This is a genomic window from Archangium primigenium, from assembly GCF_016904885.1.
GTDB lineage: Bacteria > Myxococcota > Myxococcia > Myxococcales > Myxococcaceae > Cystobacter > Cystobacter primigenius.
On the sequence record NZ_JADWYI010000001.1, the window covers coordinates 4,881,231 to 4,898,696 of the forward strand.

The 17,466-nt window shown below is 69.9% G+C and carries 18 protein-coding genes; 8 read left to right on the plus strand and 10 right to left on the minus strand.

The genetic code is table 11. The features are described from left to right. Positions 1–51: 51 nt before the first annotated feature. Together I3V78_RS20180 and I3V78_RS20185 are read right to left on the minus strand one after the other, a co-directional pair. Positions 52–441 (minus strand): hypothetical protein, encoded by a 390-nt coding sequence (locus I3V78_RS20180; protein WP_204490088.1) that lies wholly within the window; start codon positions 439–441, stop codon positions 52–54. Continuing rightward, the gene (locus tag I3V78_RS20185; protein ID WP_204490089.1) at positions 438–848 is read right to left on the minus strand and encodes a hypothetical protein; all 411 of its coding nucleotides are present in this window, start codon (positions 846–848) and stop codon (positions 438–440) included. Before I3V78_RS20185 ends, I3V78_RS20180 begins: the two co-directional genes overlap by 4 nt. A 212-nt stretch (positions 849–1,060) precedes the next feature. Between I3V78_RS20185 and argG the strand changes: the two genes are divergently transcribed. Further along, positions 1,061–2,431 carry an argininosuccinate synthase gene (gene argG, locus I3V78_RS20190; RefSeq protein WP_204490090.1) on the plus strand — a complete coding sequence of 457 codons (1,371 nt, stop codon included), beginning with the start codon at positions 1,061–1,063 and terminating at the stop codon, positions 2,429–2,431. Between the two features lie 24 nt (positions 2,432–2,455). Here the strand turns inward: argG and I3V78_RS20195 are convergent, their stop codons facing one another. Genes I3V78_RS20195 through ccmA form a run of 8 tightly spaced genes read right to left on the minus strand, consistent with a single transcriptional unit; the run spans position 2,456 to position 9,050 of the window. Then, positions 2,456–3,583: a zinc ribbon domain-containing protein gene (locus I3V78_RS20195; RefSeq protein WP_204490091.1), complete on the minus strand. Its 1,128-nt coding sequence runs from the start codon at positions 3,581–3,583 to the stop codon at positions 2,456–2,458. A gap of 32 nt (positions 3,584–3,615) precedes the next feature. Then, on the minus strand, positions 3,616–4,155 hold the full coding sequence (locus I3V78_RS20200) for a TlpA family protein disulfide reductase (protein WP_204490092.1): 540 nt from the start codon (positions 4,153–4,155) through the stop codon (positions 3,616–3,618). After that, positions 4,152–6,179, minus strand: a complete 2,028-nt coding sequence (locus I3V78_RS20205) for a cytochrome c-type biogenesis CcmF C-terminal domain-containing protein (protein ID WP_204490093.1) — start codon at positions 6,177–6,179, stop codon at positions 4,152–4,154. The genes I3V78_RS20200 and I3V78_RS20205 overlap by 4 nt, the downstream gene beginning before the upstream one ends. Further along, a complete protein-coding gene (locus I3V78_RS20210) occupies positions 6,176–6,673 on the minus strand; it encodes a cytochrome c maturation protein CcmE (protein ID WP_204490094.1) in 498 nt (165 codons plus the stop codon). Before I3V78_RS20210 ends, I3V78_RS20205 begins: the two co-directional genes overlap by 4 nt. Before the next feature lie 7 nt (positions 6,674–6,680). Further along, positions 6,681–6,857: a hypothetical protein gene (locus I3V78_RS20215; protein WP_204490095.1), complete on the minus strand. Its 177-nt coding sequence runs from the start codon at positions 6,855–6,857 to the stop codon at positions 6,681–6,683. Continuing rightward, complete coding sequence (locus tag I3V78_RS20220) at positions 6,857–7,687, minus strand: cytochrome c biogenesis protein (protein ID WP_204490096.1); 831 nt, start codon at positions 7,685–7,687, stop codon at positions 6,857–6,859. The genes I3V78_RS20215 and I3V78_RS20220 overlap by 1 nt, the downstream gene beginning before the upstream one ends. Before the next feature lie 8 nt (positions 7,688–7,695). Beyond that, positions 7,696–8,391 (minus strand): heme exporter protein CcmB, encoded by a 696-nt coding sequence (locus I3V78_RS20225; RefSeq protein ID WP_204490097.1) that lies wholly within the window; start codon positions 8,389–8,391, stop codon positions 7,696–7,698. Then, positions 8,388–9,050, minus strand: a complete 663-nt coding sequence (ccmA, locus tag I3V78_RS20230; protein ID WP_204490098.1) for a heme ABC exporter ATP-binding protein CcmA — start codon at positions 9,048–9,050, stop codon at positions 8,388–8,390. The genes I3V78_RS20225 and ccmA overlap by 4 nt, the downstream gene beginning before the upstream one ends. 458 nt (positions 9,051–9,508) lie before the next feature. On the opposite strand from ccmA, the gene I3V78_RS20235 reads away from it, so the two are divergent. The 7 genes from I3V78_RS20235 (at position 9,509) to I3V78_RS20265 (ending at position 17,431) form a co-directional block, all read left to right on the plus strand. Then, positions 9,509–10,690 (plus strand): polysaccharide deacetylase family protein, encoded by a 1,182-nt coding sequence (locus I3V78_RS20235; RefSeq protein ID WP_204490099.1) that lies wholly within the window; start codon positions 9,509–9,511, stop codon positions 10,688–10,690. Between the two features lie 35 nt (positions 10,691–10,725). Continuing rightward, complete coding sequence (locus tag I3V78_RS20240; protein ID WP_204496721.1) at positions 10,726–12,219, plus strand: lipopolysaccharide biosynthesis protein; 1,494 nt, start codon at positions 10,726–10,728, stop codon at positions 12,217–12,219. An 89-nt stretch (positions 12,220–12,308) separates the two neighbouring features. Beyond that, positions 12,309–12,839: a serine O-acetyltransferase gene (locus tag I3V78_RS20245; RefSeq protein ID WP_204490100.1), complete on the plus strand. Its 531-nt coding sequence runs from the start codon at positions 12,309–12,311 to the stop codon at positions 12,837–12,839. 18 nt (positions 12,840–12,857) lie between these two features. Continuing rightward, positions 12,858–13,916 (plus strand): glycosyltransferase family 4 protein, encoded by a 1,059-nt coding sequence (locus I3V78_RS20250; RefSeq protein WP_204490101.1) that lies wholly within the window; start codon positions 12,858–12,860, stop codon positions 13,914–13,916. Further along, complete coding sequence (locus I3V78_RS20255) at positions 13,903–15,105, plus strand: glycosyltransferase (protein ID WP_204490102.1); 1,203 nt, start codon at positions 13,903–13,905, stop codon at positions 15,103–15,105. The genes I3V78_RS20250 and I3V78_RS20255 overlap by 14 nt, the downstream gene beginning before the upstream one ends. Positions 15,106–15,228: 123 nt before the next feature. Then, positions 15,229–16,575 (plus strand): hypothetical protein, encoded by a 1,347-nt coding sequence (locus I3V78_RS20260; RefSeq protein WP_204490103.1) that lies wholly within the window; start codon positions 15,229–15,231, stop codon positions 16,573–16,575. Positions 16,576–16,657: 82 nt separating this feature from the next. Then, positions 16,658–17,431 (plus strand): alpha/beta hydrolase, encoded by a 774-nt coding sequence (locus I3V78_RS20265; protein ID WP_204490104.1) that lies wholly within the window; start codon positions 16,658–16,660, stop codon positions 17,429–17,431. The last annotated feature ends 35 nt before the right edge of the window (positions 17,432–17,466 follow it).

Sequence of the window (17,466 nt, forward strand, 5' to 3'; positions counted from 1 at the left end):
TGTTTCGCCCGGAGGAGACTAGCCCATGGGGTGGGGCGATGCCCGTGCCGATCAGGACGGAGCGCGCGGCCCTCGGCGTGATTCCCTGAATTCCTGGGCGAAATCGAGGAACTTCAGGGCCGCGCGCTCGTGGTCTCCGTCGCAGTCGCGCAGGTACTTCACGTGCCAGCCCTCGCCAGGGGCCTCGTGCTTCTCGTCCCGGAGCCAGTCCTGGAACTCCTCCCACTCCGGATCGCTCCGCTGGTTGAACTGGGTGTTGGAGGCCCACCCGGCGATGAACGACACGAGGGATTCCACGGTGTCGAAGTCCGTCACGAACCACAGTCCGCGCTTGTCGCGGATTTGTTGTCGGGCGTAAAGCAGCGCGTCCACAAGCCCCACGGAGCGGCCCCTCCACTCCTCGGGGATGGGTTCTTCCTTGACGATGCGTTTGTCGGTCATGGCTGTTGGATGACCTCGTGCAGGAGTCGACTGCCGGGCGCTACATGGAGGCGACTCAGATAATCGGAGAAGGGTAGTCCTGCGGGTCCCGTGTAGGCATCGATGACTCTGCCCTCGATGTGAATGGCCACGTGGTGACCCGTCGTAGCGAGTTGGTGGGTTCGGCTCACCACCCCTTGTGAGAGTTCATCGAAACCCAGGACTTTTCGATGCCCGACGACCGTGAACCGCACCCATTCCGGACGTTGTCCGAGCCGGGTCAACCCCTCATGAATGAGTCGGGCGACCTTCTCGCACTCGCCGGCCTTGCGGTTGGCGACGGCGAACGCTCCCTGGAACGCCACCAGCCAGTCCGGAACCCGGCCGAGGTCCTTGAGCAGCAGGTATTGGTCGACGACGCAGGCCATGTCCCCCGCGAGGAGGCAGGCCTTGAGCCGCGCCCGGATCGTGTCGTCTCCGGGCGCGGGGGGATGACCCAACGCCGTGGACGGCATCCAACACAAGAGGACTAGCAGGACGAGGGCCCAGGCTCGTCCAAGGTGGGTCGCGGCCCGCATGGCCGCGCAGTCTACACGTGAGGCGGGACGGACAGGCCGCTTCCGTGCTACGCGCCCGCGCCATGAGCCGGATCTACCGTTCGCTTCCTCCCGCTGGTACCCGCATCGGCCTCGCCTTCTCGGGCGGCCTGGACACCCGCGCCGCCGTGGCGTGGATGTCGCGCAAGGGTCTCGACGTGTACGCCTACACCGCCGACCTCGCGCAGCCCGACGAGAAGAACCCCGCCGACATCCCCCCCATCGCGATGGGCCATGGCGCCAAGCAGGCCCGGCTCGTGGACTGCCGCGAGGCCATGGTGCGCGAGGGCCTCGTCGCCATCCAGTGCGGCGCCTTCCACCTGTCCGTGGGCGGCAAGAAGTACTTCAACACCACGCCGCTCGGCCGCGCCGTCACCACCACCGCCATCGTGCGCGCCATGCGCGAGGACGGCGTGCACGTCTTCGGCGATGGCAGCACCCACAAGGGCAACGACATCCAGCGCTTCTACCGCTACGGCATCCTCGTGGACCCGGCGCTGCGCATCTACAAGCCCTGGTTGGATCCCGAGTTCGTCAGCGCCTTCGGGGGCCGCAAGGAGATGAGCGAGTACCTGGCCTCCATCCAGCTGCCCTACCGCATGGGCACCGAGAAGGCCTACTCCACCGACGCCAACGTGCTGGGCGCCACCCACGAGGCGAAGGACCTGGAGCACCTGGACAAGGGCATGAACATCGTGGAGCCCATCATGGGCGTGGCCCACTGGCGCCCCGAGGTGGACGTGCGCGCCGAGCGCATCACCGTGGAGTTCGCCCAGGGCCTGCCGGTGGCCCTCAACGGCAAGCGCTACGACTCCGTGTTCGAGCTGTTCCTCGAGTGCAACCGCATCGGCGGGCGGCACGGTCTGGGCATGAGCGATCAGCTCGAGAACCGCGTCATCGACGCCAAGAGCCGCGGCATCTACGAGGCCCCCGGCATGGCGCTGCTGCACGTCGTCTACGAGCGCCTGCTGTCGGCCATCCACAACGAGAACACCACGGACCTCTACGCCACCCTGGGCCGGCGCCTGGGCCGCCTCCTGTACGAGGGCAAGTGGTTCGATCCCGAGGCGCTGCTGCTCAAGGACTCGCTCACCCGGTGGGTGGCCCCGAGCATCACCGGCAGCGTCACCCTGGAGCTGCGCCGCGGCGATGACTACACGCTGCTGGACACCCAGGCCGAGCACATGTCCTACGATCCGAGCAAGCTCTCCATGGAGAAGGTCGAGAGCGCCTTCAGCCCGGAGGACCGCATCGGCGCCCTGGAGATGCAGAACCTGTCGGTGGGCGACAACCGCGCGCTGCTCCTGCACCACCTGTCCAGCGTGCGCCGGCTGCCCGGCGCCTCCACGCCCGGCATCGCCCAGTTGCTCGAGGATGGCTCCGGCGACGGCTCCGGCGACGGCTCCGAGGAGTAGCCGTCCCGCCGCGGCGCGCCCCGCTCACTCGAGCGCGGGCGCCCGCGCGAAGGCCTCGCGGCCCGACACGACACTCACCGCCACCAAGCCCACCAGGAACAGCACGGGCCCCACGGTGAAGCCGAGCGTGAAGAGACAGAACAGCGTCCACACGAAGCCCAGCCCCACCACGCCCAGCGGCGCGAAGCGCAGCCAGTCCGGCCGGGGCACCTCGGGGTGCAGCGCCATGAGCCCCAGCACCGCGAGCAGCAACAGCTCCAGCGTCACCGCCATGGGCTGATCCCACCCGGCGTTGGAGGGCAGGTCGAAGTCGTAGGTGGCCGGCACGGGCGACTCCTCCACGCGCAGCTCGGAGGGGCCCGCGCGCGGGGCCGCGCGGCTCGCCGCGCGCTGGGTGGGCACCCAGGCGAGGAACAGCGACAACAGGCAGAGCGCCACGCCCGCGAGCGCCACCGGCGTCACCCCTCGCACGAGCTGGCGCGGCTCGAAGAAGCGGTGCCACCCGTGCTCGTTCGCGTACACCTTGCGGTACTGGTCGTACCCCACGAGCCCCGCGCCCGCGAGCCACAGCAGGGGCGTGAAGCCCAGGCTCACCATGCGCAGCGCCAGCGCCGCCACCAGCACCGCGTAGAGCGCGGGGACGGCCGGGTGCAGCAGCTGCTCGGGCACCCAGTCCACCAGCGGATGGCGCAGCCCGGCCTCGCGCCACTCGCGCGCCGCCACGCACCAGCCCCCGGCGATGACCACCACGGACCAGAGCGGCCCCACGCCGGCGAAGAAGGGCAAGAACGACAGGAAGACGGCCAGCGCGAGCACGCCCAGGCCGAGCACCGTGGGGGAGTGGGCCGGCACGTGCGCGAGCCACGCGGGCCCGTCATACGCGGGCGCCGCCGGCAGGCCGGGATCCGTGTGCTCCTCCCGCGCCGGAGGGGCCACGAAGTGGGGGCTCTGCGACTGCTCCTGGGTGTCGTCGTCCGGGAGGGCGTCCTTGGCCGGAACGAAGGGCCGGGAGCGACCCGTGGTGGTGATGGCGGGCCGGGCACCCGTGCGGCGCGCCGTTCCAGGGGGCAGCGCGGGCATCTTCGCGCCACAGTTCTCGCAGTAGCGCAGGGTGTTGTCCCGTGCCACCTCACCGCATTCCTTGCACTCCATGGGCTGCGACCTCCGGACTCACTGCGGCGGACTCACTGCTGGGCGGTGGGGGCTGCCGCGGACAGATCCTTGATCCATCCGGCGAGCGTCTGCGGATCGATGGGACCCACGTGCTTGCCACGGATGGTGCCCTGGGTGTCGATGAAGTACGTCTCGGGCACGCCCGCGACCCCGTAGTCCACGGCCATGCGCGAGCGCGGATCGGACAGCTGCGGGAAGCTCGCGCCGAAGCGCGACAGGAAGGCGCGTGCGTTGTCGTCCGTGTCCTCGAACACCACGCCGAGGAACTGCGCCTGGGTGCCGAACTGCTTGGCGCCCCACTCGAGCACCGGGTGCTCGCTCTGACAGGGGCCGCACCACGACGCCCAGAAATTGACGACCACCGGGCGGCCCTTGAGCTGCTCCAGGCTCACGCGCTGCCCGCTGTCGAGCGACTGCAGGGTGAAGCCGGGGGCCTTCTGGCCCTTGAGCATGAAGGGCACCTCGTGCGGATTGCGCCCGAAGCCCTTGTAGAGCACGCCCACCAGGGCCAGGCACATCACCCCGAAGAGCGCCGTGACACGCCAGTTCATGCCGCCCCCTGGTTCATGCCGGCCCCGGGCTCGGGCGGAGCGCCCACCGCGGGCGTCACGCGCGGCTCGGCCACGGCGCGCGCCTTGCGCGCCGGCCACAGCGCGATGAGCGTGCCGAGCACCAGCAGGGGGATGCTCCACCAGATCCACCCCACCAGCGGGAAGATCCACGCGTTGAAGCTCGCCGTGCGCCGCTCCTCGGAGAAGGCCATGAGCGACAGGTAGAGATCCTCACGGGGCGTGGAGCGCACCGCGGGCGTGCCCACCGGATCCGTCATGGTCTCGTAGTAGTTCATCCGGGGGGACAGCTCACTCACCGAGCCGTCCGGCGCGGTGACGCGCAGATGGGTCGCCACATAGGTGCGGTGCGGCTCGCGCCCGCTGGCCAGCCCCAGGTACTGCACCTGGTAGCCGCCGATCTTCAGCGACTCGCCCTCGCGCACCGTGCCCGAGGTGCGCGTCACGTAGGCGGACGAGGCGCCCACCGCCACCAGGATCATCACGATGCCCAGGTGCACGATGTAGCCGCCGAAGCGCCGCCGCGCCCGGGTGGCGCTGCCCACCAGCGCCGAGACGAAGCCCTCGCGGTGCTCCTGCATGCGCACCTTCACCGGCAGCGCCAGCTCGCGCAGGGTGATGACCGTCACGAAGCCCGCCAGCCCGAACGTGAGCAGCGGGTAGAAGCCCCTGAGGCCCCCCGCCAGACACGCGCCCACCACCGCCACGCCCACGGCCGCCGGAATCCAGAAGCGCTCGCGCACCGTCTTGGGATCCGCGCTGCCCCAGGGAAGCATGGGGCCCACGCCCATGAGGAAGAGCACCATGACGCCGCCGGGCACCGCCATCTTGTTGAAGTACGGCTCGCCCACGCTCACCTTCACGTCGCGCACCGCCTCGGAGATGAGCGGGTAGAGCGTGCCGAGCAGCACCGTGAAGGTGATGGCCACGAACACCAGGTTGTTCACCAGGATGGTCGTCTCGCGCGACAGCAGCGACTTGATCTGACTCTCGGCCACGAGCAGCGGGCCGCGCACGGCCAGGAGCGTGACGGACACGAAGAGCAGCACGGCGATGAAGACGAGGAACGTGGGCCCGATGTCCGACTGCGTGAAGCTGTGCACCGAGTTGAAGATGCCCGAGCGCGTCATGAACGTGCCCAGGATGGTGAGCACGAAGCTGGACAGCACGAGGCTCAGCGTCCACAGCTTGAGCATCTTCTTGCGCTCGTGCACGAGCGTGGAGTGCATGAACGCGGTGGCCGTCAGCCACGGCAGGAAGGACGCGTTCTCCACCGGGTCCCACGCCCAGTAGCCGCCCCAGCCGAGCACCGCGTACGCCCACCACGCGCCCAGGATGATGCCGATGCTCAGGAACAGCCAGGCGAAGAGCGTCCAGCGCCGCAGGGGCGCCATCCACGCATCCCCCATCTCCCCGCGCAGCAGCGCCGCCACCGCGATGCCAAAGGGCACCGTCATGCCCACGTAGCCCAGGTACAGCATGGGCGGGTGGATGATCATCAGGTAGTGGTTCTGTAGCAGCGCGTTGGGGCCCGGGCCGTCCGCGGGCACCGGCGACATCGCGTGGAAGGGGTTGGCCGGCCCCGCGATGAGGAAGGCGAAGAACACGCCCACCGCGAGCATGGTGCCGAGCGCCAGCGACATGTACCGCGCGTGCTCGCGGCGGTGCACCCACGCGAACGCCATCACGTAGCTGCCCATGATGAAGCCCCAGAAGAGGATGGAGCCTTCCAGGGCACTCCACAGCGACACGATTTTATAGGGCGTGGGCGTGGCGATGCTGCCCACCTGCGCCACGTACTTCACGCTGAAGTCATTGGAGAGCAGCGCCCACTCCATGACCCCGTTGGCGCCCAGCATGCAGGCGAAGAAGCCCACCACGCAGCGCATCACCCAGGGGAAGGCCGCGTCGTTGCGGCGCATGCCGCTGACCAGGCCCACCAGCGCGCCGAAGCTCGCGAACGCCAGGCCCGCGAGCACCAGTCCATAGCCGAGCGAGGACTTCACGGGCTCCTCGCCGAGGCGGTGGTGGTCGTCTCCTGCTTCTGCATCTCCTCGAACATCTTCTTCACGTCCTCGTCCGTCTTGGGCGCGCGGTACTCGTTGGAGTGGTTCACCATGAGCCGGCTGCCCTGGAACGTCTGGGACTTGTCGTAGGTGCCCTCCACCACCACGCCGATGCGCTCGCGGAACATCTGCGGCGGCACCTCGCTCGTGCGCACGAGCACGTGCGCCGCGTCGGGCTGCTCGCTGTCCATGACGCGGAAGTGCAGGGTGGTGTGCTGCTCGTCCCACTGGATGCTGCCCGGCTGCACCTGGCCGCCCAGGCGGATGATGGGGCCGTAGGCCTTGTCGCCCTGGGCCAGCATCTCCGAGGGCCGCCAGTAGTAGACGAGGTTCTCGCCGATGTTGCCGAAGGCCACCAGGGCGAGGCCGGCACCGGCCACCAGCAGGGCCGCCACGGCGATGAGGCGGTTGCGCGTCTGCGGAGTCGTCGTCATGGGGGGCTCAGTCCTTGGAAGGGCGCGAAGAAGTGGGACGGCGCAGCCACAGCGACAGGCCGTAGAGCGCGAGCGAGCCCCAGGCGATGCCGTAGGAGCTCCAGATGTAGCCCCAGCCGCCCCGGATTCGACCCTCGCCCACCTGGGCGAGCACGGCGGTGGAGACCTCGTACAGGGCGGACATCAGACGACCTCCGTGGGGGTGCCGCGCGGCGGGGAGACCTTGGGAGACCCGGACGCATCGGGGGGCAGGGCGTCGGGCAGGGCCACCTCGGCCTCGCGCGTGGCCAGGGCGATGCGGTAGCGGTGCAGGAGGAAGAGCGTGAGCAGGATGAGCGAGGCCCAGGCGTTCACCCGCAGCGCGAGCACCATGTCCGGATCCACCGTCTTGGGCGTGGACTGCACCTGGTGCAGGCTGCGCCACCACTTCACCGACTGCCAGACGATGGGCGTGTTGATGCCCGAGATGATGCCCACCACGGCGCTCCACACCGCGCGCTTCTCCGGATCCTCCACGAAGCGGCGCAGCGCCGTGTAGCCCACGTACGTCACCAGCATGATGGCCATGGCCGTCAGCCGCGGATCCCAGTCCCAGTACACGCCCCAGGTGGGCTTGCCCCAGATGGAGCCGAGCACCAGGCCATAGGTGCCGAACAGGAGGCCCACCTCGGCGGAGGCCTCGGCCATGGCGTCCTTCTTCCAGCTCGACTTGAAGAGGTACGCCACGCAGAAGCAGAAGTTGAGCACCAGCGCCAGGAGGCTCATCCACATGGCCGGCACGTGCACGTAGATGATGCGGTAGACTTGGCCCATCTCCCGCTCGGGCGGCGTCCAGGCCAGGCCCATCCACGAGCCGAGCGCCAGCAGGGCCAGGGCCACGCCCGTCATGCCCCAGAGCAGCGGCCGGCCGTTGTAGCGCGAGCCGGGGGGCGCCCATTTCACGCCCAGGAAGATTCCCAGACCGACCGACGCGAGCGCCGCCGCCGCCGAAAGCACCTGAAGCACCGTGTGCATGCCTACCTCTAGTCCTCGATGACGCGGGGGAAGAGCGCGAAGCCCAGTCCCCAGTAAATCAGATTGAATCCCGACAGGAGCCCGAACCATGAGCCCAGCTGCTGCATGGGGTCGCCTTGCAGCACGAGCTGGGTCGCCTTGGCCGCCGCCAGGAGCGCCGGGATGATGAGCGGGAACAGCAACAACGGAAGCAGCACGTCCCGTGCCCGCGCGTTGCTCGCGATGGCCGAGTACACCGTGCCCGGCGCGCTGATTCCCATGCAGCCGAGCACCAGGGTGGTCGCCAGGGGGACAGGCCCCATGACCAGCTCCACCCCGTAGAGCGCCACCATGACGGGCACCAGCAAGACGCCCAGCGCCACGAGCAAGAGGGTGTTGCCCAGGGCCTTGGACAGGAAGATGGCCCGCGCGTCCGTCGGCGCGAGCCGCAGCCCGTCCAGGGTGAGGTTCTCCTGCTCCACCCGGAAGGACTCCCCCAGGGCGAGCACGCTGGCGAACAGGAGGGCGAGCCACAGGTAGCCCCCCGCGTTGCGCGCCAGCAGCCGTGTGTCCGGCCCCACCGCGAAGGAGAAGAGCAGCAGCGTGGCCAGGGCGAAGAAGATGAGCGCGTTGAGCCGGGCGCGCGTGCGCCACTCGATGAGCAGGTCCTTGGCGAGCAAAACACCCACGGCCCGCGGCAGGGAGATGCGCCGGAAGTCGCTCATGCCGCCACCGCCCGGCCGTCCGACAGGTGGAGGCGCTCCTCGCACAGGCTCAGGCCCTGTTCGATGAGGTGGGTGGCGAGCACCACGGTGACGCCCGATGTCTTCAGCTCGCCGATGATGGCCTCCATGGCCGCGATGCCGGCGGGATCCAGCTCCCCGAAGGGCTCGTCCAGCAGCGCCACCGCGGGCTTCTTGAGCAGCAGTCGCGCGATGGCCAGGCGCTTGCGCATGCCCGCGGAGAACTGCCGCACGGGGCGTTCCGTGCGCTGCGTCAGCCCCACCTTGCCGAGCAGGCCCTCGGCCACGTCCGCCGGAGACGCCACGCCCAACAGCCGCGCCAGCACCACCAGGTTCTGCTGCGCCGTCAGGTCCTCATAAAGGAAGCTCGCGTGGGACAGCAGCGCCACCTCGCGGCGCACCTGCTCGCGCTCCTGCACACAGTCTCGCCCACGCACCTCCACCCGGCCATGGGTGGGGGAGAGCGCCGTGGCCACCAGCCGCAGGAGCGTCGTCTTCCCGGAGCCGTTGTGCCCGGTGAGCAGCAACGAGCGCCCCTGGGGCAGGGAGTAGCTCAAGCGCGCCAGGGCCCAATGGCGGCCATAGCGCTTGCTGACGTCATGGAAGGCGAGCGCGGGGGGCGGCGCGGGAGAAGCATCCATCGGCGGGAGCGTTCGTAACTGGAAACTTCTCCACACTCCAGCGAAAGCACCCGGGGCCGCCTGGGCGGCGAGGGGACACGGCGCCTCGGAGAAGGGCGGCAGGTGATCTCCCTCGGAGGGCAATTTTCCGTCCCGCCCCGGGACCGAGGGGGTGGACCGGGGGACAGAAGAGGAGAACTTTTTTCAGCCTCCGCTCGGCCGCCCGGCCGCCCTCTCCAGAACGGACAGGCGGGGGTTGCCCGGATAACGGGGCACTTGTCAGCGGCGGAACGGTGACTGTTTCACCCCGTCAACACCTCCATTGCGGGGATCACCCCCCGTGGACGGCACGCCCTGGGCAAGGACTTACCCTATGCGAGGGTGCCCCTTTCCCGGAGGGGGCCTGGGAATCCGCTGGCATACCGGGTGCAAGGAAACGCCGCAGAAGCATGCGGAGTCACCTGGAGAGGAAAACAGCGATGGACATGCGAGGCGTGGTGCGGCGGGCGATGAAGTCGGCGGCGGCGGGGGTGCTCCACCACAGTGGATTGCGCAAGGCCCTGGCCTCCTACAGGCGGCACCAGTCGGGTGGCCGCCGGGTGCTCATCGTCAGTTATCACCGGGTGGTGGAGGACTTCTTCGGGGAGCTGCAGCGCTCCATCCCCGGCCTGCTCATCTCCCAGGAGACGTTCCGTCGGCACCTGGAGGGCCTGTCCGCGGCGGGCTACAAGTTCGCCACGATCGGCGAGGCGCTGGACGTGATGTCCGGGGCGAAGACGGCCCACGACGACCTGTGCGTGGTGACGTTCGATGACGGCTACCGGGACGTGTACCGCTACGCCTACCCGGTCCTCAAGGAGATGGGCGTGCCGGCCATCACCTACCTGCCCTCGAACCTCATCGGCACGGACTTCCGCTTCAACCACGACCGGCTCTTCCACCTGGTGCACCAGGTGCAGGCGCAGGGCTTCCAGCCGATGTTCGACGTGCTGGAGGAGCCCGCGGCCAGCCTGATGACGGAGGTGATGTCCGGGCGCAAGCGCCTGTCCGCCGCGCTCGACGACTTCATCGGCCATCACTCCTCGGCCACGCTCGTGGACACCATCCACGCGCTGGAGGCGCGCCTGGGCCCCGACGTGCCCAAGCTGCCCGAGCAGGGAGACCTGATGAACTGGGACGAGGTGCGCGAGATGGCCCGGGACGGGTTCGAGTTCGGCGCGCACACGCTCGGCCACGTGGTGCTCACCCACGAGCCCCTGGACGTGGTGGAGCGCGAGGTGCGTGAGTCCAAGGCCATCATCGAGCGCGAGCTGGGCACGCCCGTGCGCGACTTCGCCTACTGCAACGGCTGGTACTCGGACGACGTCATCGACGTGCTCATGCGCAACGGCTTCCGCTCGGCCGTCACCACCGAGGACATGTCCAACCGCATCGGCGGCAACCCCTTCACCCTCAAGCGCAAGGTGCTCTGGGAGAACTTCAGCGTGGGGGTGACGGGCAGCTACTCGCCGAGCCTCACCGTGTGCCAGCTGGACGACTGCTTCGGCACCCTGGGCATGCGCGAGCCGGTGCTCGGCCGCCGCCCGCAGCGCACGGAGAAGGACAAGGACGCGCTCTCGCCGCCGCCCAGCCCCATCATCCAGGAAGGGGTCGCCTGGTGAGCGACGCTGTCCCCCCGAAGCCCGCCTCCTCCTTCATGGGGAAGGCGGGTCCCCTCGTGCTGGCCCGGCTGTTCACCGCCGGGCTCACGTTGTCCATTCCCCTCGTGCTCGCGCGGGTGTTGAGCCTCGCGGAGTACGGCACCTACTACCAGCTCTTCCTCATCGCCACGACGCTCTACTACGTGCTGCCCTTCGGGGTGGTGCAGAGCCTCTATTACTTCCTGCCGCGCGCCGAGGAGAAGCGTCCCTGGCTCGGGCAGACGCTGTTGTTCATGTCCGCCGCGGGCGTGGTGGCCGCGGGCCTCGTGTGGGCCCTGCTGGGTCCCGTGGCGCGCCACTTCGACAACCCGGCGCTGCTCGAGCACCGGGGCACGCTCGCGCTCTACACCGCCTTCCTCCTGGGCTCCTTCCCGCTGGAGATCTCCCTCACCAGCCAGGGCAAGACGAAGCAGTCGGCGCTCGTCTACCTGGTGTCGGACGCGGTGCGCGCGGCCGCCATGGTGGTGCCGTGCCTCCTGGGCTTCGGGCTGCACGGGATGATGTGGGCGGTGGTGGGCTTCACCTTCCTGCGCTACGCGGCCACCTGGGTGGTGGCGCCGCGGGGCAGCACCGGTCCGCTCGTGCGGGCGGGGCTTTTGCGCGAGCAGCTCGTGTACGCGGCGCCCTTCGGCGCGGCCATGGCGCTCGCCATCCCCCAGCAGAACGCCCACCTCTATATGGTGGCGGGCGTGGTGAGCCCGGCCCTGTACGCGCTCTACCGGGTGGGCTGCTTCCAGCTGCCGGTGGTGGACCTGCTCTACACGCCCACGAGCGAGGTGCTCATGGTGCGGCTGGGCGAGCTGGAGAAGCAGGGCCGGCTGGAGGAGGGCGTGGAGGCGTTCCGCGAAGCCGCGGGCAAGCTCGCCTTCCTCTTCTTGCCCTTCAGCGCGTTCCTCTTCGCCGCCGCGCCCGAGTTCATCGGGGCGCTGTTCGGCGCGAAGTTCCTCGAGGCGGTGCCCATCTTCCGCGTCAGCGTGCTGGGCGTGGTGCTGGCGATCCTCCCCATGGACGGCGTGCTGCGCGCGCGGGGGCACACGCGGGCCATCTTCCTGTCCTACCTGGTGAAGGCGGCGGTGACGGTGCCGCTCGTGTGGGTGGGGGTCAAGCGCTTCGGGATGATGGGGGGCGTGGTGTCCTGGGCCGTGGCGGAGCTGGTGGGCAAGTGCACGCTGCTCGCGCGGGTGCCGGCGGCGCTGTCCACCCCCTCGCTGCGCCTGCGGGTGCGCGACCTCATCCCCTGGGGAGAGCTGGGCAAGGCGTCGCTGGCGGCCCTGGCGGCGGGGGGCGCGGTGTTCGCCCTGCGCGCCACCACCCACCAGGCGTGGAGCGGCCTGCCCGAGGGCTTCGTCTGGCGGGCGCTGCCCCTGGCCGTGGCGGGGGTCCTCTTCGTGCTGGGATATGTGGGTGTCTTGACGGCCACCGGGGTCCGGCCGCTGGGTTTCTTGACGGCACTGCGCTCGCGCCGGAACGCGGGGGCGGTGATCCGCTAGCTGGTGAACGTTGAGCGGTCCAGGGGGACTCCCGCCCTTGGGGGTGGGTACCTAGCTTGGCGTCACCGTTCAACAGGGGAGAGGGCGTGATGGGGATCGACGCGATTGGGTTGTACCGGCTCGGACACAAGCTGCACCAGCGGGGCGTGCCCGTGCTGCCAGGAATGCTGCGCAAGGTCATCCACTTCCTGCATGGCTCGTATCTGCCGCCCGAGGCGGAGATCGGCGAGGGCACCCAGCTGGGCTACGGCGGCATGGGCATCGTCATCCACAAGGACGCGAAGATTGGCCGGCACTGCCTCATCTCCCACCAGGTGACGGTGGGCGGGCGCTCGGGCCTCAAGCAGCTGCCGGTGATCGGCGACTACGTGCGCATCGGCGCGGGGGCGAAGATCCTCGGCCCGGTGCACATCGGCGACTTCGCCATCATCGGCGCCAACGCCGTGGTGGTGAAGGACGTGGCGCCGGGCGCGGTGGTGGGGGGCATTCCCGCGCGGGAGATCCGCAAGGATCCGGATCCGCTGGCCACCTACGAGCGCGAGATGGGACTGCGTCCCCAGGTGGACCGGCGCAACGAGGTGAAGGCCGTGCCTCCGCCCCTGACCTCCGTCGCGCGCTAGTCCGGAGGGCCTGCCGACATGAAAGTGCTCCTGGTGGGTGACTACCCGCCGCCCCATGGGGGTGTGGCGGTGCACGTGCAACAGCTCCACGGCTCGCTGCGCGAGGGTGGGGTGGAGACGGTGGTGCTGGACATCGGCAAGGGCGGACGGCCCGCGCCGGACGTGCTGCCGGTACGAACCCCGGCCGCGTTCGGCCTGACGCTCGCGCGCTTCCTGCGCGAGGGCTGGACGGTGCACCTGCACACGAGCGGCAACAACCCGAAGTCCTGGCTGCTCGCCGCCGCCGCGTCCGTGCCCGCGCCTCGCTCGGGGCGGGTCATCACCCTGCACTCGGGGCTCATCCCGGACTACCTGGCGGGCTCCCTGTCCCGTCGGCTCCTGGCCCGGGCGGCCCTGGCGGGCTACGGACGGGTGGTGGCCGTGTCCGAGGCGGTGCGCACGGCGCTGGTGGACTGCGGCGTGCCCGCGGAGAAGGTGGTCGTCTACCCGGCCTTCTGCGGCTCGCAGGTGCGTCCGGGCGAGCCGACCCCGGCCATTCTCGAGGCGCGCGCGCGCAGGCAGACGCTGCTCGCCATGGCGCACCACCCCTCGCCCGTCTATGGCCGCGCGCTGATGTTCCGCGCGCTGCGGCGGATCGCGGACGGGCGGCCCGGAGTGGGGCTCGCCGTGTTCGGTCCGGGAACCCGTTCGGAGGACTTCATGCGCGATGCGCGCGAAGCCGGTGTCGAGTCGCTGTTGGAGAACCTGTGGGAGCTGGAGCACGCCCAGGCGCTCGCCCTCATGGCGCGCTGTGACGCGTTCATCCGTCCCACCACCCATGACGGAGACGCCATCTCCGTGCGCGAGGCGCTCGCCCTGGGTGTTCCCTGTGTGGCCAGTGACGTGTGTGCCCGTCCTCAAGGCGCCCACACCTTCCGGGCAGGTGACGCGGAGGACCTGGCGGCCCAGGTTCACCACGCGCTCGATGCGGGGCCCGTGCAGGTGGTGTCGCCCGATGCCGGGCCCGTGTTGAAGAAACTTTATGGAGAGCTGACTCCATCCACGATTTTCGGAGGCGAGATACATGCGGCGCAGTGAGGAAATGGATCTGTCCCGACGTTCCCTGCGTGGCAGGGACCTGGTGGTTTTCTCCAATGACTGGGATGGGGATCCGCTCTCCAAGGTCCACATCATGCGGATCCTGTCGCGAGACAACCGCGTGCTGTGGGTGAACAGCATTGGCAACCGGGCGCCCAAGGCGAACGCCCACGACGTCAAGCGCATCTGGAACAAGCTGTCCAAGTTCACCGAGGGCGTGCGCGAGGTGGAGCCGAACCTGTTCGTGCTCGCGCCGCTGGCGGTGCCCTTCTACGGCTCGGAGGCGGTGCGCGCGTTCAACCGCACGCTCCTGCGCGCCCAGGTGCTGCGCGCCATGCGCCAGCTGCACTTCAAGCGGCCCATCTCCTGGTCGTTCCTGCCGGCCTCGGCGCCGGTGTCCGGGCGGCTCGGCGAGGAGTTCGTCGTCTACCACTGCGTGGACGAGTTCTCCGCGTTCAGCGACACGAACGGGCGGCACATCGCGGAGATGGAGGAGCAGCTGCTCAAACGCGCGGACGTGGTCATCACGTCGGCCGAGCGGCTGCGCGAGAACAAGGCGCGCATCAACCCGCGCACCTCGCTCGTGCGCCACGGCGTGGACTTCAACCACTTCGTGAAGGCGTGTGACGCGTCCACGCCCATCCCGGCGGACATCGCCAACCTGCCCAAGCCCATCCTGGGCTTCTTCGGGCTGGTGGCGGACTGGGTGGACATGGAGGCCCTGGCCGCGGCGGCCAAGGCGCACCCCGAGGGCTCGGTGGTCATCATCGGCAAGGTGGCGCCGGACGTGGATCCGGCGGCGCTCAAGGCGCTGCCCAACGTGCACTTCCTCGGGCGCAAGTCCTACGCGGAGCTGCCCGGCTACTGCCGCGCCTTCGACGTGGCGCTCATGCCCTTCCGGGTCAACGAGCTCACGCTCAACGCCAACCCGCTCAAGGTGCGCGAGTACCTCGCGGCGGGCCTGCCGGTGGTGTCCTCGGACATCCCCGAGGTGCGCAAGGTGGGCCTGTGCAAGCTGGCCACGGACGAGGCGGACTTCGTGCGGAAGATCGACGAGTGCCTGGCCGAGGGCGCCGGTCCCTCGCGCGAGCGCGCCGAGCGCATCCGCCACGAGAGCTGGGAGGCCAAGGTGGAGGAGATCCGCCAGCACGTGGGCGAGGCCATGCTCAAGGCGGGCCGCACCTTGTAGGCCCGTCGTAGGCCCGGGCTTCTCCTGAAGGTCCACGCCCCGCTTCCCTGGAATGCCAGGGGGGTGGGGCGTTTGTCTTCGGGGGCCGCGCGCGGGCTAGAGTCGGGGGCCCAGGGGGTCCCCATGCAGCCCGTCCGTCCGCTGTCGCCCGAAGCCGCCGCGCCCGTGTCTCCCCTCGCCGACGGGGTGCCACGGGCAGAGGCCGTGCCCGTGCGATGGAGCCTCGGGCGCCGGCTCGCCTTCCGGTTCTTCTTCGCCTACGTGGTCCTCTACGGCGTGCCCTTTCCCCTGGAGGCGCTGGGCTGGGACGCGGCGCAGACGGCGGTGGAGGCCTTCTGGCGGTCCGTGGTGCCCTGGCTGGGCGCACACGTGCTGCGGCTGGACGCCCCCATCGCCGTCGTGCCCACGGGCAGCGGGGACACCCTGTACGACTGCGTGCGGATGGCGCTGATCGCGGTGCTCGCGGCGGGGGTGACGGGGGCGTGGTCCTGGGTGGATCGCATGCGGAGCGAGTACACGCGGGCCCATGACGTGCTGCGCGTCTACGTGCGCTACTACGTGGCCTCCGCGCTGCTGAGCTACGGCCTGTCCAAGGTGTTCCACCTCCAGTTCGCCGCCCCCGGCCCCGAGCGGATGCTCCAACCCCTGGGGCAGTTCTCGCCCATGGGCCTGCTGTGGACCTTCATGGGCGTGTCGCCGGGCTACAACCTGTTCACCGGGGGCGCGGAGGTGCTGGGCGCGGTGCTGCTGTTCTGGCGCCGCACCACCACGCTGGGCGCGATGGTGCTCGCGGTCGTCATGACCCACGTGGTGGCGCTCAACGTCTTCTATGACGTGCCCGTCAAGTTCTGGTCCTCGTACCTGCTCGGGCTGTGTGTCTTCCTGATGCTGCCGGACGTGAAGCGGCTCGCGCAGGTGCTGGTGCTGCACCAGACGGCGGTGGCGGCGCCGCCGCGCCCGTTCCTCGCCGTGTCGGGCTGGAAGCGCTGGGCGCTCGGGGGCGCCAAGTGGAGCGCGGTGGCGTGGCTCGTCTACGCCCCGGCCCACGCCCGGTGGGAGGTGCGCCAGGCGCACCAGGACTTCCCCCTGATGGGGCTCTACACGGTGGAGTCCTTCCAGCGGGACGGTCAGGCCCGGCCGCTCCTGGTGGGCGATCGCCTGGGCTGGCGCCACGTGACCATCAACGCGCGGGGGGTGATGCAGGTGCGCACGCTGGACGACGCGCGCGTGCACTACTTCCGTCTGACGGACGATCCCACCCGGCGGACGCTCACGCTCGGGGCGATGGGGGGCCCCCCGGTGGAGGCGCCCGTGTTCACCTACGAGCGGCCGGACGCGGCGCACCTCGTGCTCAAGGGACGGCTGTACGGGGCGGACATCGAGGCGCGCCTGCGCGGGGTGGACACGTCCCGGAGCGAGCTGCTCGGCCGGGGCTTCCGGTGGATCCAGGAGGTGCCCTACAACCGCTGAGGTCCGTTCGGGAGAGATGGCGGCCCGACGCGAGTCGGCCTATGGTTGGGCTTTACGCTCCGCGTCGAACGCCGAACCACGTATGGGCCACGTCCACATCCTCCGAGATTTCGCATCGCCCCAAGAGGGGTTCTCCCGCACCGTGCGCATCTACACCCCGGACGCGTATGACCATGCGCCCGGGCACCGCTTCCCCGTGCTCTACATGCACGACGGGCAGAACGTCTTCGCGCACGCCGAGTCGGCCATCTACGACACGTGGCGCGCGAACGACGCCCTGGAGTACCTGGTGGCCGAGGGCCGCACCGAGCCCTGGCTCATCGTCGCGGTGGACTCCACGCACAACCGGCTGTCCGAGTACTCGCCGTGGGACGAGCCGCGCAGCCACGTGCACGCCCAGGGCGACGCCTACGTGCGCTTCCTCACCGACACGCTCAAGCCCTATGTGGACGGGACGTACCGCACCCGCGGGGGCGCCGAGTGGACGGCCGTCATGGGCTCGTCGCTCGGTGGGCTCATGTCCTTGTACATGGGCTGGCGCCGCCCGGACCTGTTCGGCCGGATTGGCGGCCTGTCGCCCTCGGTGATGTGGGGGTGGGACCGCTTCTTCTCCGAGTGGACGCACCACACCCGGCGCTGGTCGCGCATCTACCTGGACGCGGGCCTGCACGAGACGGTGGATCCGGTGGGCTACGTCATGCGCTACGGCGAGTCCACGCGTGACTTCTACCACCACCTCAAGGGCCTGGGGTACGGCGACCACGAGCTCGCGCTGGTGCTCGAGCCCGGGGGCCATCACGACGAGAAGGCCTGGCAGCGCCGGCTGCCGAGCGCCATGCACTGGCTGCTCGGCTGAGCGCGCGCCCCGCGCCGGGCCGCCCTCGGGAGCAG

What these genes read in the sequence shown, in the direction of transcription:
- I3V78_RS20180 (WP_204490088.1), bottom strand. Translation starts at nt 441, where the DNA reads ATGACCGACAAACGCATCGTCAAGGAAGAACCCATCCCCGAGGAGTGG.
- I3V78_RS20185 (WP_204490089.1), bottom strand. Translation starts at nt 848, where the DNA reads ATGGCCTGCGTCGTCGACCAATACCTGCTGCTCAAGGACCTCGGCCGG.
- argG (WP_204490090.1), top strand. Translation starts at nt 1,061, where the DNA reads ATGAGCCGGATCTACCGTTCGCTTCCTCCCGCTGGTACCCGCATCGGC.
- I3V78_RS20195 (WP_204490091.1), bottom strand. Translation starts at nt 3,583, where the DNA reads ATGGAGTGCAAGGAATGCGGTGAGGTGGCACGGGACAACACCCTGCGC.
- I3V78_RS20200 (WP_204490092.1), bottom strand. Translation starts at nt 4,155, where the DNA reads ATGAACTGGCGTGTCACGGCGCTCTTCGGGGTGATGTGCCTGGCCCTG.
- I3V78_RS20210 (WP_204490094.1), bottom strand. Translation starts at nt 6,673, where the DNA reads ATGACGACGACTCCGCAGACGCGCAACCGCCTCATCGCCGTGGCGGCC.
- I3V78_RS20215 (WP_204490095.1), bottom strand. Translation starts at nt 6,857, where the DNA reads ATGTCCGCCCTGTACGAGGTCTCCACCGCCGTGCTCGCCCAGGTGGGC.
- I3V78_RS20220 (WP_204490096.1), bottom strand. Translation starts at nt 7,687, where the DNA reads ATGCACACGGTGCTTCAGGTGCTTTCGGCGGCGGCGGCGCTCGCGTCG.
- I3V78_RS20225 (WP_204490097.1), bottom strand. Translation starts at nt 8,391, where the DNA reads ATGAGCGACTTCCGGCGCATCTCCCTGCCGCGGGCCGTGGGTGTTTTG.
- ccmA (WP_204490098.1), bottom strand. Translation starts at nt 9,050, where the DNA reads ATGGATGCTTCTCCCGCGCCGCCCCCCGCGCTCGCCTTCCATGACGTC.
- I3V78_RS20235 (WP_204490099.1), top strand. Translation starts at nt 9,509, where the DNA reads ATGGACATGCGAGGCGTGGTGCGGCGGGCGATGAAGTCGGCGGCGGCG.
- I3V78_RS20240 (WP_204496721.1), top strand. Translation starts at nt 10,726, where the DNA reads ATGGGGAAGGCGGGTCCCCTCGTGCTGGCCCGGCTGTTCACCGCCGGG.
- I3V78_RS20245 (WP_204490100.1), top strand. Translation starts at nt 12,309, where the DNA reads ATGGGGATCGACGCGATTGGGTTGTACCGGCTCGGACACAAGCTGCAC.
- I3V78_RS20250 (WP_204490101.1), top strand. Translation starts at nt 12,858, where the DNA reads ATGAAAGTGCTCCTGGTGGGTGACTACCCGCCGCCCCATGGGGGTGTG.
- I3V78_RS20255 (WP_204490102.1), top strand. Translation starts at nt 13,903, where the DNA reads ATGCGGCGCAGTGAGGAAATGGATCTGTCCCGACGTTCCCTGCGTGGC.
- I3V78_RS20260 (WP_204490103.1), top strand. Translation starts at nt 15,229, where the DNA reads ATGCAGCCCGTCCGTCCGCTGTCGCCCGAAGCCGCCGCGCCCGTGTCT.
- I3V78_RS20265 (WP_204490104.1), top strand. Translation starts at nt 16,658, where the DNA reads ATGGGCCACGTCCACATCCTCCGAGATTTCGCATCGCCCCAAGAGGGG.